The following is a 15,427-nucleotide window of genomic DNA, read 5'->3' on the forward strand; positions in this document are numbered from 1 at the left end:
GCAGGCTTGCCCGGCCGGATCTGTTTTCCGATCTCGCAGGCATCGCTCTCGGCGGCAAGGCTTGGTCGGGCGCGGAATTCGATGTTTTAAATCCTTCGACCGGTGCGCTGCTCGCGCGGCTGCCGGATATGGGGCCCTTGGAAACCCGGGACGCGATCGACCGCGCGGCTGAAGCACAAGGCGTGTGGCAGAGCCTGCCGGCCAAGGATAAGAGCGCGGTGATGCGCCGCTGGCACCAACTGATTGTTCTCCATTCGGACGATCTCGCAACGATCCTGACGGCAGAAATGGGTAAACCGCTGACGGAGGCAAAATCCGAAGTCGCCCATGCCGCTGCTTACGTGCAATGGTATGCCGAGGAGGCGAACCGCATCTATGGCGAAACGATTTCCGCCCCTTCCAACGATCGGCGGATGCTGGTTATCAAGCAGCCGGTGGGCGTGGTCGGCACCATCACGCCGTGGAATTTCCCTGCATCCATGGTCGCCCGGAAGATTTCGCCCGCACTTGCCGCCGGCTGTGCCATCGTATTGAAACCAGCGGAACAGACGCCGCTGGTGGCAGGGGCAATGTTCGTGCTCGCGCGGCTTGCCGGTTTTCCGGAAGGGGCGCTTAACCTTATCTATGCCAGTCAGGGCGCCGATGTCGGTGCGGAATTGTGCACCAATGCCAGGATACGCAAGATCAGCTTCACCGGCTCAACCGAAGTCGGGCGGCTGCTGATGAGCCAATGCGCGCCGCAGATAAAGAAGCTCAACCTCGAATTGGGCGGCAATGCACCCTTCATCGTTTTTGACGATGCCGATATTGATGAAGCCGTGGAAGGCGCCATTCAGGCGAAATTCCGCAATGGCGGCCAAACCTGTGTTTCGGCCAACCGCATCTATGTCCAGTCGGCGGTTCACGATGAGTTTTCGGAAAAATTCGTTGCGCGGGTGGCAGAATTGAAGGTTGGCGACGGCTTCGATCCCGAGGTGACCATCGGTCCGATGATCGACAGCCACGCCATCGACAAGATCGAGGCACATCTGGCCGACGCCAGCGCAAGAGGCGGCTCAATAAGGTGCGGCGGCAAGCGTGTCGGCAATGGCGGAACCTTTTTCGAACCAACGGTCCTCACCGGCGTCACCAGCGCGATGCGGGTGGCGCAGGAAGAGACTTTCGGACCTTTAGCGCCGATCATCCGTTTCGACGATGCGGAGCAGGTTGTGCGTGAAGCCAATGACACGATCTACGGTCTGGCTGCCTATTTCTACGCCTCCAATCTCAAGCGCGTTTGGCGTGTTGCCGAAGCCCTGGAATATGGCATGGTCGGTATCAATACCGGCCGCATGTCGTCGGAAGCAGCTCCTTTCGGTGGTGTCAAACAATCCGGCATCGGCCGCGAAGGCTCGCGCCACGGCATGGAGGATTATCTTGAAATGAAATATCTCTGCATGGGCGGCATATAGCGGCCGGCCGTCACGGGTTCCCGTGGATCATCGCCCTCAGTAACATTTATGCGCCAGCGACGCTGGCTGCGATCAGCCTGTCGTTCATCAACGAGAAACGCAGGGTGGGCTGGTGAAGCAGCAGCCCTTTACGAAACCGATGGCCGCCATGGGAAATCCCTATGGCGCGTTTACGATTTTTCAGGTCTCCGTCATCCGCACGTTAGCCTTTGCCGCTAGGCGTGCCGACATGGCTCTCGGGCCACTCCCGTGTCGCGAAGGAAGGGCAGGAGATGACGACCTCTTCAAACATGATCGCTGGCCCGCTCGCGATGCGCTTTTTCCCGTTCGCGGAAGATTGTCACAGGCGTATTGCCGCCGGGGCTGGAAGCGAAGCGTTTGCATTGTGTGAGTTTCAAAAAGTTTGAATTGACCGCCTCTCGCGGCGAGGCAAAACTTGGGGCATTGGCAAGGGAGAGCAAAAATGGACCAGCCGTGGCGTCACATGACAAGCGCACCGAAAGACGGTACCCGGATTCTCGTGACGATCCGCTCGTCGGAGCAAGGCCCGGCACAGGTGGATCTTGTTTATTGGTCCAATGGCGATCGGCTCGGAGCAGAAGGCTGGCGAGCTTCAGACTCCTCACCGGGTCGGATAATTGAATATGCGGAACCGGAGCTGAAGTGCTGGATGCCGGTTCCGGCGGCGAATATCGGTGGGCTCTCGGCGCCATCTCCCTGGGAAGGGGATGATGACCGCGAGCTTTTTGGATCCGGAATATGATGGGTGGAATTGCAGTGAATTTGCGGGAACGCCGCGGGGTATGATCAAGCATTAAGGCCGCCCCCTGCCTCGTCCGCGGAACTGATATCGCAAGTGCACCTGCATCATCCTGATGCCCTGCGCAGGATCGCGTGCGGGTATGGATGTCATGCTCAGAGCATTCTCGATTGCAGCGCCTGAGGCGGTGTTGTCGAAGACGCACCAACCGTCAAGCGCAACGAGTTCGCAAAAGTGCCTGATCTCATCGTCGCTATAAGTGGAATAATAGATCTTTGGTTTTCCGTGCAGGCGAACATATCGCGGGCGTTCGTTGAAGGTTTCCGCAGGCCACACGAGCGCCGGATCGGCGAAAACGCGGTCAATCTTGTATGTTTTCAGCAAATCAACCGCTTCCTGCGACGCCCAGCTCTCGTGCCGGGCTTCGATGACAATCTGCCCGTTATCAGACCCACGCATCGCCTCGAACGCCCTGTCTGACGTCCGGATATCAAAGGCAAGCGATGGCGGAAGCTGACACAGAAGCGGTCCACGCTTTCGACCCAGTGGCGCAAGGTCTTCTATGAAAGTTTCAAACGGCTCGGCTATATCGTTCATTCTGCGCCTATGCGAAATCTCTTTGGGCATCTTTGCAGAGAAACGGAAGGTGTCGGGCACTGATTCAGCCCACCGCGCGAAGGTGGACGCCTTGTGCCGACGGTAGAATGTGGAGTTGATTTCGACTCCATCAAAGACCGAGGCGTAACGTTGAAGGCCGCTCCCCTCGGCCGGGAACCGGTCGGCCACCTTTCTCGGGATGGACCAGGCCGCAGTGGCAATGATTGGCAAATCGTGTCTCCTTCACCTCACCGGATCCAGTTCAACTCTTTAAAGCTCGACTTCAGCTCAAGAATTTGCTCCAGCCAAGTTCGTCTTAAAACCTCGTCGGCTGACAAGGTTCCGCGACGGTGATTCGGTTGGGGGTCCAGCCGGCTCTTTTCAGCGTCGCTTGCTGGTAAATAGCCGGTTGCAGCATCGAGACGGATCCGGGTGCTCGAATAGTATTCCCGTTACACAGCGTCGGATGTTGGCGTCTGCGTCTTCCCATGAAAGTAGCGATGAAACCGGACAATGACCCGGGAGCCGAGACTGACCGATGATTGAAATTTCCGCTGCTGCCAGTTGGCTAATGGCTGAGTTCCGACCGGGCTTGGAACACTTCGACAAGGTCCGCGGTTTGTACCAAGGGTCAAGGCGGAAAAGAGAGGAGATATCATGTCTAACTCAAAATCCACGGATGGCGATTACGCCGAAAACACGGGTACGACCGACAATCGGTTCGGCTACTCGCTTGAAAGCCAGGCTCAGTTTGACGATGCCACCGAGATAGCGCGCGGAACGGCCGCCGGCGAAACCCTCAATGTTTATCGCCTTGAACCTGTTGCGGCGCCGGACGACCCACGCTGGCAGAATGCGCCTGCCCACGGAACCGTGGTCGTCGCAGCGCGGACGGCGGGTGATGCACGGATTGTCGCTGCAGGTGCGGAACTCGATTTCATGGAGATCGACGCCCTTCCCGCTGAAGACGTGTCGACGTTGAATGCAAGCGCCTTTAGAGATGAAAAACTCTATACGGTGATCGAAGTGGAACACGGTCGACAGGGTCTGACGCGAGGGGTGATGGACGGCGATGTCCGTATAGACACCATCAAGCCAGTGCAGATCTGAGAACGTGCCGACCCGAAGGGCTGCGGAATTTTCCGTTCTGCCGCGGGCTTTCAGTTATCAGCTCCGATCTGGGTAACGATATGATCGTCAGCTCACCCGGCGGGCCTGCCCCCCGTCAGGGGATACGCGTTCCGGGCCAAGCTGCGAGAGCAAGGTCGATCAGCCGCTTCAGCAAGGCGTTGCAGGCGCCGTCGCAGGCTTGGGCGGACATGCCCTGGATGATTGCACCATAAAAGCGGGCAAGCGTGTCGGTATCGGTTCCCGCCGGCAGTTCCCCTTCGTCGACTGCACGGTCGAAGCGGGTCTTGAGGGCCTGCATTGATGCCTCGCGCAATCTTGCCGTCAGACGCGCTACGGATGCATTTTCTTCCGCATGCTGCAGGACGGCCGTGGAGACCATGCATCCGCGCGGCTTGTCCGGCTGGGTGTCTCCGTCGGCAATATCGTAGAGGTAAAGCCTCAGAGCTTCGTAAAGCGGCAGATCGGACTGCAATATATCGGATCGACGGCTGTTTTCACGAGCAATGCTGAAATCCAGCGCCTGGCGGTACAACTCCTCCTTCGATCCGAACATCGAATAGAGCGTCGGTGGATTGATGCCCATCGCTTTCGTCAGATCGGCGGTCGAGGTTCCTTCGTAGCCGCGCTCCCAAAACAGCCGCGCCGCGATGTCGAGCCCAACGTCGCGATCGAGCAGGCGGGGTCTGCCTCGTCTGCGGACTGGTGTCTCCATAAAATAGTGATCCCTATTAAATTGTTGACAGATGTGTTTCGCTCCTTATTGTAGGGGTCACTATTTATTTTGGCAACGGAGTGATCAATGTCCAGACGACTTGCAGACAAGACAGCCCTTATCACTGGAGGTTCACGCGGGATCGGCCGGGCGGTTGCCCTTGCCTTTGCCAGGGAGGGTGCCGCGCTGATTGGCGTGCATTATGCCGCCAACGCGGATGCGGCCAATGCCACGGTGCACGAGATCGAAGGGCTCGGCGTCAAGGCCGTCGCCGTGAAGGCCGATCTCAGACAGGGCAAGGACGCGGCCGACAGCCTGTGGGCGCAGTTCAGCGAAGCAGCGCATGTCGAGACGGGCTCGACCGCTCTCGACATTCTCGTGAACAATGCCGGTATCGCGCCCGCACTGCCATTGAAGCAGACGAGCGAAGCCGCGTTCGATGAGGTGATGACGATCAACTACAAGGCGCCGTTTTTCCTGATCCAGGCCGTGGCCGATCACATCCGTGAAAACGGCCGTATTATCAACGTGTCGACCGGGTTTACGCGGATCGCAGCGCCGACTCATCCCGCTTACGCCGCGTCCAAGGGCGCGCTGGAAACGTTGACATTGGCGCTGGCACCGGAGTTTGCCACGCGCGGTATCACGGTCAATGCCGTGCTGCCGGGTGTCACGGAAACCGACATGAATGCAGAGTGGCTGTCGTCTCCGGAAGCGCGCGCTGGCGCCGAAGCCCTCTCTGTATTCTCGCGCGTCGGAAAGGCGGAGGATATCGCCGACGTGATTACCTTCCTCGCATCCAGCGATGCCCGCTGGACGACGGGCCAGATGATCGATGCAACGGGCGGCGCCCGCATCTAGGGTACGTTGCTCTTGCTTTAGCTAAAGCTGTTCAAGCAGAAGCAGCCCACGAGGAGAGTCTGATTAAGTTCAGCTTGCTTGTCGTTTATCATCACATCCACGGGCGCTACGCGTGTCCGTGGCGTCGTTATCCCCTTGTGCGGTGCCGCCGAGCTACGCGCAAACGCGTGGTCGCGGACATGTGACGCGCCGATCCCTGCAGATTGATCCTGCCGGCACGCCGTCTAAACGCTTTGCACGACCATCGAGCGGGATGCAGCCCAAGGCAAAGCCACCGGCGCTGTCGCGGCGGGTTCAGCCAAATTCCGATAGTGTTCTGTCGCGCCTGCAGACTGCCTTGGCAAAAGCCGTCCACCTCTAAATTATTCTGCCGCGATTGTTACGTTTCCGAAACGAGCTTTGACGAGAAGCGCGGCTTCTGCGATTGCCTGATTTACCCGGGCGTTCACCACGGGAGAAACCTGCCCTTCCACGTAATCCCGACCGGAGGTGTAGATTGCGGTCGGCGTCACGAAGGCTTCGAAAAAGGCAAATAGCGGCCTGAGTTGGTGTTCCACCACAAGCGAGTGCCGGTCTCCGCCGCCTGTCGCGGTCAAGATCACAGGTTTGCCCCTGAGGTCGGCGGGATCGAGAAGATCGATGACGTGTTTGAAGAGGCCGGTATAGCTTCCCTTGTAAGTCGGTGAACCGATCACCAGAGCTTCAGCGTCGATGATGGTCTGAACGACCTGCTGCGCGCTGCCTTCCAGGTCCGCTACGGATCGTGCCGAGCTTAGGGAGGGGCCGAGATCCTCAACGTCGAAAACCTGATGTTGCAGGCCCAGTTGGCCGGCCAGCGCCTCGCTGACGCTTTCGACGAAGCGCTTTGTGCTTGATGGCCGCGATGTGTTGCCGGAGAAACCGACGATCAGATTGTTGCTCATTGAACTTTCTTTCGGGTGATCCTGCATAAATGCGGTTTCTGTCTGCGCGCCCTAGGCCGTCTTGAGAATTGACAGCCCGGCCGGATGTGCCGATCGATCATTCTCGCCGGTCTTCCACTTCTCAAAGGCGGCGCGTCCGAGAATGGCGACGGACGTGTCTTCCTGAGGTGCATGGACGAGGACTGACTGGATATCCCGGAAATGACGCTCGAGCCCGAGATCGGCATTGAGACCCGGGTTGCCGATGCCGCGGACCGCCAGCTGGACAGCGTCGCGGATTTGCCTCCCGGCGAGAAGGCGGGCCCTTATCAGGTGTTCGGCATCGCCAATATGGTTTGCGAGCGCGCCAAAGATGATCTGGCGGGCGCCGGCAACCAGAAGGTCGATTTCACCCGAGAGTTCAACGAAACGTTCCGTTTGCGCAATCGGGCGGCCAAGATTAGCCGGCACGCGCTCATGCGCGAAGCGGATGAACGCTTCTTGGGCGGCTTCGGCCGCGCCCAGATAGATGGCAGTGAGTGCAAGCGTCATTGCCGCGTGGCCGCGATTATCCTGCTGGGCGACCGAGGGATCAACGAGCTCCAGCACATTTTCTGCCGGGATTTCAACTTCGATGTACTCGACATCGTGCGAACCGGTCGCCCGCATGCCGAGGCTTTTCCAGTTCTCGATAATCTTGATGCCGGGCAGACCGTTGGGGACAACGAAGGTGCCGACCCGCGGCTGAACCTCATCGGTATGTGCCCAGACGAGAAAATGGGTGAGGCCATAGGCACCCGTTACGAAGCGCTTGCGGCCCGTGATCGACCAGCCATTTGCCGTCCGGTGCGCACGCGTGGCCGGCAATCCGCCGCGGGCCGGCGACCCCAGCTCTGGTTCCACACGCGCGGCGTTCAGAAGAAGCGGCTGCTGCTTTGCCTGTGAAAGAAGTTCCCTATAGAGACCGTCCGGCCAATGGCCTTTCGTGGCCTGCCCGAGATGTGTAAAAATCGTCATTGCGCTGATAAGCGCTACAGAAGGATCGCCTCGCCCGAGCGCCGCCAGAATATGGGCTGCGGTGCTCAAGGTTCCTCCCGGTCCGCCATAACGCGTGGCCACCGTGCTTTCGAGAAGTCCAGCCTTATGAACGGCGCGAATACCGGTCCAGGGAAACTGACCGGTCTGATCCGCATCCGGTGCGGCTTCGGAAAGGACGCGCGCGGCTGCGTCGAGTGCGGTGGGGTCATAGGACATGCGGATAGCGGCTTTCTCATGGTCGGCAGGCGGGATCATCCGTCGCAGGGGTGGATGATCCCGGTCTTGGAAGAGAGGTGGATCGGTCCGACGGCGTGGTCGGACTGCCGTGATCAGGCGGCTGCCTTCTTCTTCGCCTCTTCGCGTTCGCGAATACCCTCGCGGACGAGGGGCAGGATGTATCGTCCGTAGTCTACGGCATCATTATAGTTGTCGTATCCACGGATCGAAATCAGATCGGCGCCGAGGTCGATATAGTCGAGAATGGAGTCGGCGATCGTGCGCGGCGACCCGACCAGGGCGGTCGTCGCGCCGCTGGCATTGGTGGCGGTAACGGTCGGATACCAGAGCGCGCGGTCATGGACGTCGCCGCGCTTGGCGATATCCAGCAGACGCTGGGACCCGATATTGGCAGGAGGCGCTGCATTGACCGGGGCACGAGACAGGCCCTTCTGGCGGTTCTCGTTCAGACGGTCGAGAACCCTGTGCGCCTTTTCCCAGGCCAGTTCATCCGTTTCGGCGACGATCGGCCGGAATGTAACCCAGATCCGCGGGCGGTCGGTGCGTCCGGCTTTTGCGGCTTCGGCGTAGATACGGTCAATCTGCTGTTTTGTTTCAGCCAGCGGTTCGCCCCAGAGGCCGAAAATGTCGCAAAGGGAGCCGCCGATACGATAAGCAGCATCCGAAGAGCCGCCGAGCGAAATCGGGATAAGGCCATTGGTCGGACGCACGGCGCTGCGGAACTGCTTGAACTGGTAATATTTGCCTTCGAAATCGAACGGCTCCGTCGAAGCCCATGCAAGGCGAAGAATGCGGATATATTCTTCCTGACGCTCGTAACGCTCTTCCTTGTTGAGGAAATCGCCTTCGCGTGCCTGCTCCTCGTCGCTCCCGCCCGCGATGAAGTGGACGACCACGCGCCCGCCGCTCAACTGGTCGAGTGTGGCGAGGGACTTGGCCGCAACCGTGGGATAAACCGTGTTGGGGCGGAGCGCGACAATGATCTTGATGTTCTTCGTGTGCGCAAGCACCGTCGCACCCAGCGTGAAGGGATCGAACGAAGAGGAGGAATAGGGAATGAGCGTGTAGTTGAACCCGTAGTCATCCAGTGCACGCGCGTAACGTTCCAGAAACAGCGGATCGACCGGAGCATCAGGGATGGGGTTCAGATCATTGGATGCGTTGGGAAAGCTGACGCTGATGAATTCCGCAGCCATGGGAGCTCCTTGCTGTTTCTAAATGTCGAGTGAAAGCTAAAGCCGACGTGGCATATGAGGAAGACAGGTCTTTCTATTTCTATGGAAAATGTAGAAAATATTGCCTGACTATTCTGGTGGCCTAGAACCGGCGATTGCCGCCGGGCCTGCATCTGCGTCAGAGGGGCCGGGTTTCCACCCCAGGGAGGGAGCAACCGTCGTCGCAAGATCGGTGAGCAATCTTACGTTTTCGGTCAATCCGAAAGCCGGAGGCAAAAAGAGGACGAGCTCGTCTGCGGCCGCCAGCCCGGGGTCGCTCAGTACCGCCTCAATGACCGTATCCGGTGCGCCCTGAAAAACGGGGGAAATCATGGCACCAGCCGGTTGGCCGGCAGGAGCCAGCGCACCCTTCGGGCGTGAGGCCGCAATGCCGACTGTGCGACGTTCAAGGTCATAGGCGGCATATTTTTCCCGCAGTTCCGGAGTGGTGCCGACCAGGATCGACGCTGCAACGGCGACCGGAGGCGGCGTTGTCTTCCAGATTCGCAGCCAGTGGGTGCGATAGGCATCGATGATACGCGCCTGATATTGGCCAAACGTCTCGCCTTCGTCCTGATCGTGAAGGACGGTACCGGAAATCAGGCCGATACCGAGTTCGGCGGCCTGAATCGCTGAATCGATACTGGCGGAGCCCTGTCGGATACGGCTGCGCAAGGTGGGGCTGTGTGGGGTCACCCGCAACTCGGCTCCCGGAGGCGCACCAACGTCGTTCGGCGTAACAACGTGCAGAACATCACCGGCAATGGCGGCAAGAAAACGCGACTGTCGCCGCTTTGCCTCTGTCCGGGCATCGGTATCCACGGATCCGAATACGGCATCGAACGCCCCATTTGCCCCGGTTGAAATCGCAAGTTCAAGCCGGCCGTCGATCAGCAGGTCGGTCGTGCCCGCCGCTTCGGCCAGCAGAATGGGGTCCTGATAACGCATCGGAATGACGGCGGAGCCAAGCGTAATGTGCCGTGTATGCTGGCCGACCGCCGCAAAGAAGGGCAACGGCGAAGAAAGATAGTGGTCGAAATGGCGCTGATAGGCCCAGCCGGACTGATACCCAAGCCTTTCCGCCTGTCTGAACAATTCTATGCCCTGTCGGAGCCCCTTTGCCGGACCGTCATCGTCGTTGAATGATACCCGCGTATTGAAACCCAGCCGGCTTTTCGGCCGGAACAATGCGGGAAGGTCGCGCGACGCTGCTGCAATATTCATGCGAGTTGTTCCTTCCGCAGCGCGTGCGGGGCTGCATGGGTGCGGGCCGTTCCGGCGATGCCCGATGGGATGGAGTTCAGCAGCGACGCGGTGTATTCGTGTCGCGGATTGCCGAAAATCTCGGTGACGGTCCCATGTTCGACAATGCGGCCTCGCTGCATCACGGAAACGCTGTGCGCAAGTTGCCTGACGAGGGCGAGGTCATGCGAAACAAAGACATAGGTCAGTCCGAGCTTCGCCTGCAGCGACAGCAGAACCTCGACGATATCCGCCTGAACGCTGACATCGAGAGCGGATGTGGGTTCGTCCAACACGATCACATCAGGCTTGAGGACCAGCGAACGGGCAATTGCCACACGCTGACGCTGCCCGCCTGACAGGGCTGATGGCTTGCGTTCCATGAGGTGCTCGCTCAAGCCGACATTTGCGAGAGCTTGCCGCACCTGCTCGGATCGCTCCTTCGGAGTACCGATCTCGAATCTGTCGAGCGGCTCACGAACAAGCTGGCCCACCTTCCATGTCGGGTCGAGTGACGTGAACGGGTTCTGGTAAACCAGTTGCAGATGCCGCCATACCGACCGCAGGGAAGCGCGGCTCTTGCTTGTAACGCTCTCGTCGGCAACCGTGATGGTGCCGCCTTCCGGCTGCTCGAGCCCCAGCAGCAGGCGGATGGTCGTGGTTTTCCCGGAGCCGGATTCGCCGACAAGCGCGTGTGTCGTGCCTGCCGGAACCGTAAACGAAATATCATCCACAGCGGTCAGGGTTTTGCCATCGACGGTGAAGCGCTTGGTGACGCCGCTGACAGCGATCTTTGGCGATTTGTCACTATCGAGAAGGCTGAACCCCGGATCGCGAAGTTTGGCATAACGCTCCGGGTTGAGCGCGGGCACGTCGCCATGGAGTTTTTTGGCATAGGGAGAGGAGGGGGAGGAAAAAACAGCCGATGTCCTGCCCGCTTCCTGCACGACGCCGTTCTTCAGCACGACGAGATTGTCCGCCCTCTCCGCCGCTATTGCGAGATCATGGGTGATGAGAAGCAGGCTGATGTTCAGCTCATCGCGAAGACGGGAGAGGAGATCGAGAATGCGTTTCTGGATTGTGACGTCGAGCGCCGACGTCGGCTCATCCGCCACCAGCAATGCGGGGCGCGGTAATATTGCGAGCGCGATCAGTACACGCTGCAGCATTCCGCCCGACAGTTGGTGCGGATAGGAATCGTAAACCCGTTGCGGATTGTCGAGACCCACCTTTGCGAATGTTTCCAGAATGAGGAGCTTGCGGATTGCGGGGTTGGCCTCTTCCGTCAGCGCTGCCGCCTCCAGCGCCTGCGCGCCGATTGTTCTCACAGGATTGAGAGAGTTGCCCGGATCCTGCGGCACGAAGCCGATTTCGCGGCCACGAAAAGGCCTGAAGCGCCGTTCCGGCAATGCGAGAATGTCCTGCCTGTCGAAAACGACCCGGCCCGTGGCGTTAGCGCCGTTGGGAAGCAGTCTTAGTACAGCCTTTGCGATGGTCGACTTTCCCGAACCGGATTCTCCGATCAGCGCAAGACTTTCGCCACGCCCAAGCTCGAAGCTGACACCGTGCACGACCTCCTGCCGCCCGTAGGACACGGCAAGATTTTCAACGCCGAGGAGGGGTATGGCGGGCTGCGGAGCCTCTGCCACTATCCGGGGAGGGGTCGGCGCTGTTTTCAATGCGATTTGCGAAGCCATCGGCTGATCCTGTTGACAGAGAGGACGGTCACGATCGTAACGAACGCGGGCGCATAAACGAGCCAGGGCCATTTGAGGTAGTCCTTGCCGATCGAGATCAGCAGGCCCCAGTCGGAAGAGGGCGGCGGATCGCCGTAGCCGAGGAAGGCGAGGCTGGCGATGACGAGAATGGACTCGCCGAATTGCAGGACGGCCAGCGGCAACATCGAGCGGGATGCGTTTGGCAGCACATGTCTCAGCACGATGTAGCCGCGTGAGCCACCCGAGAGAAACGATGCCTCCACGAAGGTCGCCTGACGCGTCTTGATGACCTCTGAGCGCGCCACACGGGCGAAGAAGGCGATCGCCGATATGCCTGTCGCAATGGCGGCGTTGATTGTCTCGAAGCCGATTGCCGTGACGATGATGACCGCCAGCAGGAACTTCGGGATGGATAACAGCACGTCGACAAAACGTGCAAAGACGATATCCACCCAGCCGCCGAAAAATCCGGCAAGCAGACCGATCACACCGCCGATGACGACGCCGATGACGACAGCGACCAAAGCGCTCGATACAGATGAAGCGGTGCCATAAACGACCCGTGTATAGAGATCGCGTCCGAGATGATCCGTGCCGAACCAATGGGCAAAACTTGGCGCAAGAAGCTTGTCAGCCGGGACGCCGTTGATCGGGCTTTGGGTGGTGAAAAGCTGCGGTGCAATCGACCAGGCGACGACGATTGCGATGACAAGCAGGGAGAGGGCGACCGTTGCAGTTATGTTGAGAGTTTTCAGTCTCTCCAACGGATTGCTGATGGAAGCCGGGCTGGAAATAAGGCTCATGGTTTGGCCCCCGTTTCAAGGCCAAGCGACGTGTCATCGATCGTCGACAGGCGGCGTTTTCGGCCAACGATAATTTTTACCCTCGGATCGAGCAGCGGATAGAGGAGATCGGCGATGAGGTTGACGACGACGAACACCACGGCCCCCAGCGAGACGATCGCCTGCAGGACCGGCAGATCCTGAGTGCTGACGGAACGCTGAACGAGACTGCCGATACCGGTGCGGCCGAATACCGTCTCCGTAATCAGCGAGTTGCCCAGAAGTTCGCCGACGGTGAGGGCGATAACCGTCACCACGGGCAAGGAGGCAGGCTTGAGGAGATGTGTTGTGAAAAGCCGTCTTGGCCCGATGCCGCGACTGCGGGCAACCGCTGCGTAATCCTGCTCTGCCTCATGATCGAGATTGGCGATCAGGACCTCCGCAATCTGTGCGGAAAACGGTATGCCGATGGTGATCGCCGCAAACAGCGTGGCCCAGAAACTGTCGGGTTCGATGACCCGGAACAGCCTGAGCTGAAAACCGAAAAGGTGGATCAGAAACAGGCCGATGACGAAATTGGGTGTCGACAGGAACAGGGAAGGGAAGGCGCGCAGCAATCCCTGTCCGTAACGCTTCGGCACGACCTGCGTGCCGTAGGCGACCGCAAAGGCGAGGATCAGCGCCACGGTCAGCCCGGCGGTGGCCAAGACCAGCGTCGATGGCAGCACCTCGGCGATGAGCGTCGAGACCGGTCGGTTGGAGCGCATCGAGATGCCCAGATCGCCTGTCAGGAAGGCCGACAGGGAGTGCCAGAGCTGCACGATGATCGGCTGGTCCAGCCCCTGTGCCGCAATGATTTCGGCGATCTCCTGCTCGGTAAAGCCGTTCTGCGGGTTGCGCAGAACGCTGGTGATCGGGTCGCCAGGCAGGACGCTGACGACCACGAAGGTGAAGACATAGGCCAGAAGGATGACGACGATCGCCTGGCCGAGCCGCTTTGCGGCGTAGGTTAGGTAGGCATTGCTCATGCCGTCACCTCCTTGACGTTACTCGGTGGGTGCTGGCGTCATTCGGCAATGAACGCTGTGTAATAGCTGGCATAAGCGACGCCGTTATAGACTTCGCCCTTCAGCTTCGGCGATTGCACGTAAATGCGCTGAACGATTTGCGTGCGCGGGATGAAGTAGCCCTGTTCCAGCACGTATTTTTGCAGGCCATCGAGCAGAGGCTTCCGATCCTCGACGGAACCTGCACCAGCGATCTTGTCGCGCAGGTCGTTGAGCGTCGCATCACGCTCGTCCAACGCAAACCAGTTCTCGCCATTATTGGCGTTGGTCAGGATGCTTGCGACCGTACCGGCGTCGATGAAGCTGCGGGTGACTTCATATGCCGGAACGGCGGCTCCACCGAATTTGACCTTCTCGCCAAAGGTCACGACATCATAAGCCCGGATATTGACCTTCCATCCAAGCCTGCCGAGCTGCTGGGCAATCAGCTCATCGACTGATTTCGAGGTTGCCAGATAAGGATTGGAATGGATCGTCAATTCCAGCGGCTTGCCGTCCTTCACGCGAACGCCGTCCGCACCCTTGACCCATCCGGCTTCGTCCAGAAGCTTTTCCGACTTGTCCGGGTTGTAGGCGAGGAGATCGCTGTGATCCGTGGCTCCCGGGACGTTGCTCTGGATGAAGGACGTCGCGAGCTTCCAGTCCTGCGTATAGACTGTGTCGATGATTTCCTGACGGTTGATACCTGCCTGAAGTGCCTGACGCACCTTCACATCATCATAGGGCTGAAGCTTGGTGTTGACGGCCCAGCCGTTGACGAAGCCGAGATAACGCGGGGTCGCGATGGTGAAGCCTTCCTCCTTGAGCGATTTCAGTTCCTGGGGCGAGGCGTTGTACGCGACATCCGCCTGACCGGACTGAACGGAGGCGACGCGAAGGGATGGCTCAGAGACCAGCTTGTAGGTGATGGTATCGAGATAGGCGGGGCCGGTGTGGCCGACTGCGGCGGGACCCCAATTATAGTCCTTGCGCTTGACCAGGGTGACGTGGTCGCCCTCTTTCCAGGACTCCACTACATAAGGTCCGCTGCCTGCGGTCTTGCTGAGGTCCGCCTGCTGGCCGGCAGGCTGGGCAATGGTCTTGGGAGAGATCAGGATGGAGCCGTGGTAGCCAAGCGTCGGAATGAACCCGAGCGTCGGCTTCTTGAAGAAAACCTTGACCGTCGTCGCATCAACCGCTTCGGCGTGATCATAGGTCTTGGGGAAGAGGCCGATCGGGTTGATGCCCTCGTTCTTGCGGCCGGCATACCAGATGTCGAGATTGGCAACGACGGCCTTGGCATCCAGCGGTTCGCCATCGGAGAAAGTCACGCCGCTTTTGAGGTGGAGGGTGAACTCCGTCGCGGTGTCGTTCTGCTCCCAGCGCTCGGCAATCCACGGGCTGACCTTGCCTTCGGCATCGACGTACAGCAGCTTATCCGTGACATGACCCCATATGTGGCCCTGGAAACTGGAGATCGCGCTGTTGTTGGGGATCCACGTGTCGCCCAGGGAATCGATCAGAAACGTGATGTCACCGCCATCATGTGGCGTGTCTGCGGCCACAGCACTCAAAGGTGCAGCCGTCGATAAAAACAGCGAGGCGGAAACAGCGAGCGAAGCCGTAAGAAGCAGGCGGCGACGCGAAAGAGACGATGAGAAAGGACGCTTTGTCATTGTATGATCCTGAAAATTCCAAAGTTTTTTCGTTGCAATTTCGGCATCTCCTGGTGTGCG

At 59.4% G+C, this 15,427-nt stretch carries 15 protein-coding genes; 5 read left to right on the top strand and 10 right to left on the bottom strand.

The features are described 5' to 3' along the window. Positions 1-20 precede the first annotated feature (20 nt). The 3 genes from BLU28_RS11515 (at position 21) to BLU28_RS11520 (ending at position 2,214) form a co-directional block, all read left to right on the top strand. A complete protein-coding gene (locus BLU28_RS11515; RefSeq protein ID WP_077985895.1) occupies positions 21-1,451 on the top strand; it encodes an NAD-dependent succinate-semialdehyde dehydrogenase in 1,431 nt (476 codons plus the stop codon). A gap of 272 nt (positions 1,452-1,723) precedes the next feature. Further along, entirely contained in the window at positions 1,724-1,858 is a 135-nt protein-coding gene (locus tag BLU28_RS26785) for a hypothetical protein (protein ID WP_267889671.1), read from the top strand. Positions 1,859-1,914: 56 nt separating this feature from the next. Next, on the top strand, positions 1,915-2,214 hold the full coding sequence (locus tag BLU28_RS11520) for a hypothetical protein (protein WP_077985662.1): 300 nt from the start codon (positions 1,915-1,917) through the stop codon (positions 2,212-2,214). 51 nt (positions 2,215-2,265) lie between these two features. On the opposite strand, the gene BLU28_RS11525 is transcribed toward BLU28_RS11520, so the two are convergent. Next, positions 2,266-2,997 carry a DUF72 domain-containing protein gene (locus BLU28_RS11525; protein WP_411462474.1) on the bottom strand — a complete coding sequence of 244 codons (732 nt, stop codon included), beginning with the start codon at positions 2,995-2,997 and terminating at the stop codon, positions 2,266-2,268. Between the two features lie 468 nt (positions 2,998-3,465). Between BLU28_RS11525 and BLU28_RS11530 the strand changes: the two genes are divergently transcribed. After that, the gene (locus BLU28_RS11530) at positions 3,466-3,918 is read left to right on the top strand and encodes a hypothetical protein (protein WP_004445368.1); all 453 of its coding nucleotides are present in this window, start codon (positions 3,466-3,468) and stop codon (positions 3,916-3,918) included. Between the two features lie 115 nt (positions 3,919-4,033). On the opposite strand, the gene BLU28_RS11535 is transcribed toward BLU28_RS11530, so the two are convergent. Then, positions 4,034-4,651, bottom strand: a complete 618-nt coding sequence (locus tag BLU28_RS11535) for a TetR/AcrR family transcriptional regulator (RefSeq protein ID WP_077985660.1) — start codon at positions 4,649-4,651, stop codon at positions 4,034-4,036. 87 nt (positions 4,652-4,738) lie between these two features. On the opposite strand from BLU28_RS11535, the gene BLU28_RS11540 reads away from it, so the two are divergent. Beyond that, positions 4,739-5,512 carry an SDR family oxidoreductase gene (locus BLU28_RS11540; RefSeq protein WP_077985659.1) on the top strand — a complete coding sequence of 258 codons (774 nt, stop codon included), beginning with the start codon at positions 4,739-4,741 and terminating at the stop codon, positions 5,510-5,512. 362 nt (positions 5,513-5,874) lie between these two features. Here the strand turns inward: BLU28_RS11540 and BLU28_RS11545 are convergent, their stop codons facing one another. The 8 genes from BLU28_RS11545 to BLU28_RS11580 form a co-directional block, all read right to left on the bottom strand. Then, positions 5,875-6,435 carry an NAD(P)H-dependent oxidoreductase gene (locus BLU28_RS11545; RefSeq protein WP_006698380.1) on the bottom strand — a complete coding sequence of 187 codons (561 nt, stop codon included), beginning with the start codon at positions 6,433-6,435 and terminating at the stop codon, positions 5,875-5,877. A 51-nt stretch (positions 6,436-6,486) separates the two neighbouring features. Continuing rightward, positions 6,487-7,668, bottom strand: coding sequence for an acyl-CoA dehydrogenase family protein (locus BLU28_RS11550; RefSeq protein WP_077985658.1), 1,182 nt, complete (start codon positions 7,666-7,668; stop codon positions 6,487-6,489). A gap of 113 nt (positions 7,669-7,781) precedes the next feature. Next, the gene (locus tag BLU28_RS11555) at positions 7,782-8,885 is read right to left on the bottom strand and encodes an LLM class flavin-dependent oxidoreductase (RefSeq protein WP_004445361.1); all 1,104 of its coding nucleotides are present in this window, start codon (positions 8,883-8,885) and stop codon (positions 7,782-7,784) included. A gap of 108 nt (positions 8,886-8,993) precedes the next feature. Next, the gene (locus BLU28_RS11560; protein ID WP_077985657.1) at positions 8,994-10,127 is read right to left on the bottom strand and encodes an LLM class flavin-dependent oxidoreductase; all 1,134 of its coding nucleotides are present in this window, start codon (positions 10,125-10,127) and stop codon (positions 8,994-8,996) included. Further along, a complete protein-coding gene (locus BLU28_RS11565; RefSeq protein WP_077985656.1) occupies positions 10,124-11,842 on the bottom strand; it encodes a dipeptide ABC transporter ATP-binding protein in 1,719 nt (572 codons plus the stop codon). Before BLU28_RS11565 ends, BLU28_RS11560 begins: the two co-directional genes overlap by 4 nt. Continuing rightward, the gene (locus BLU28_RS11570) at positions 11,821-12,666 is read right to left on the bottom strand and encodes an ABC transporter permease (protein WP_004445358.1); all 846 of its coding nucleotides are present in this window, start codon (positions 12,664-12,666) and stop codon (positions 11,821-11,823) included. Before BLU28_RS11570 ends, BLU28_RS11565 begins: the two co-directional genes overlap by 22 nt. Beyond that, positions 12,663-13,673, bottom strand: coding sequence for an ABC transporter permease (locus BLU28_RS11575; protein ID WP_077985655.1), 1,011 nt, complete (start codon positions 13,671-13,673; stop codon positions 12,663-12,665). Before BLU28_RS11575 ends, BLU28_RS11570 begins: the two co-directional genes overlap by 4 nt. 38 nt (positions 13,674-13,711) lie before the next feature. Next, positions 13,712-15,367, bottom strand: a complete 1,656-nt coding sequence (locus BLU28_RS11580) for an ABC transporter substrate-binding protein (protein WP_042936085.1) — start codon at positions 15,365-15,367, stop codon at positions 13,712-13,714. Positions 15,368-15,427: the final 60 nt, after the last annotated feature.

It is taken from the genome of Agrobacterium pusense, from assembly GCF_900102105.1.
Lineage (GTDB): Bacteria > Pseudomonadota > Alphaproteobacteria > Rhizobiales > Rhizobiaceae > Agrobacterium > Agrobacterium pusense.

What these genes read in the sequence shown, in the direction of transcription:
- BLU28_RS11520 (WP_077985662.1), top strand. Translation starts at nt 1,915, where the DNA reads ATGGACCAGCCGTGGCGTCACATGACAAGCGCACCGAAAGACGGTACC.
- BLU28_RS11565 (WP_077985656.1), bottom strand. Translation starts at nt 11,842, where the DNA reads ATGGCTTCGCAAATCGCATTGAAAACAGCGCCGACCCCTCCCCGGATA.
- BLU28_RS11530 (WP_004445368.1), top strand. Translation starts at nt 3,466, where the DNA reads ATGTCTAACTCAAAATCCACGGATGGCGATTACGCCGAAAACACGGGT.
- BLU28_RS11580 (WP_042936085.1), bottom strand. Translation starts at nt 15,367, where the DNA reads ATGACAAAGCGTCCTTTCTCATCGTCTCTTTCGCGTCGCCGCCTGCTT.
- BLU28_RS11540 (WP_077985659.1), top strand. Translation starts at nt 4,739, where the DNA reads ATGTCCAGACGACTTGCAGACAAGACAGCCCTTATCACTGGAGGTTCA.
- BLU28_RS11575 (WP_077985655.1), bottom strand. Translation starts at nt 13,673, where the DNA reads ATGAGCAATGCCTACCTAACCTACGCCGCAAAGCGGCTCGGCCAGGCG.
- BLU28_RS11555 (WP_004445361.1), bottom strand. Translation starts at nt 8,885, where the DNA reads ATGGCTGCGGAATTCATCAGCGTCAGCTTTCCCAACGCATCCAATGAT.
- BLU28_RS11560 (WP_077985657.1), bottom strand. Translation starts at nt 10,127, where the DNA reads ATGAATATTGCAGCAGCGTCGCGCGACCTTCCCGCATTGTTCCGGCCG.
- BLU28_RS11550 (WP_077985658.1), bottom strand. Translation starts at nt 7,668, where the DNA reads ATGTCCTATGACCCCACCGCACTCGACGCAGCCGCGCGCGTCCTTTCC.
- BLU28_RS26785 (WP_267889671.1), top strand. Translation starts at nt 1,724, where the DNA reads ATGACGACCTCTTCAAACATGATCGCTGGCCCGCTCGCGATGCGCTTT.
- BLU28_RS11545 (WP_006698380.1), bottom strand. Translation starts at nt 6,435, where the DNA reads ATGAGCAACAATCTGATCGTCGGTTTCTCCGGCAACACATCGCGGCCA.
- BLU28_RS11570 (WP_004445358.1), bottom strand. Translation starts at nt 12,666, where the DNA reads ATGAGCCTTATTTCCAGCCCGGCTTCCATCAGCAATCCGTTGGAGAGA.
- BLU28_RS11535 (WP_077985660.1), bottom strand. Translation starts at nt 4,651, where the DNA reads ATGGAGACACCAGTCCGCAGACGAGGCAGACCCCGCCTGCTCGATCGC.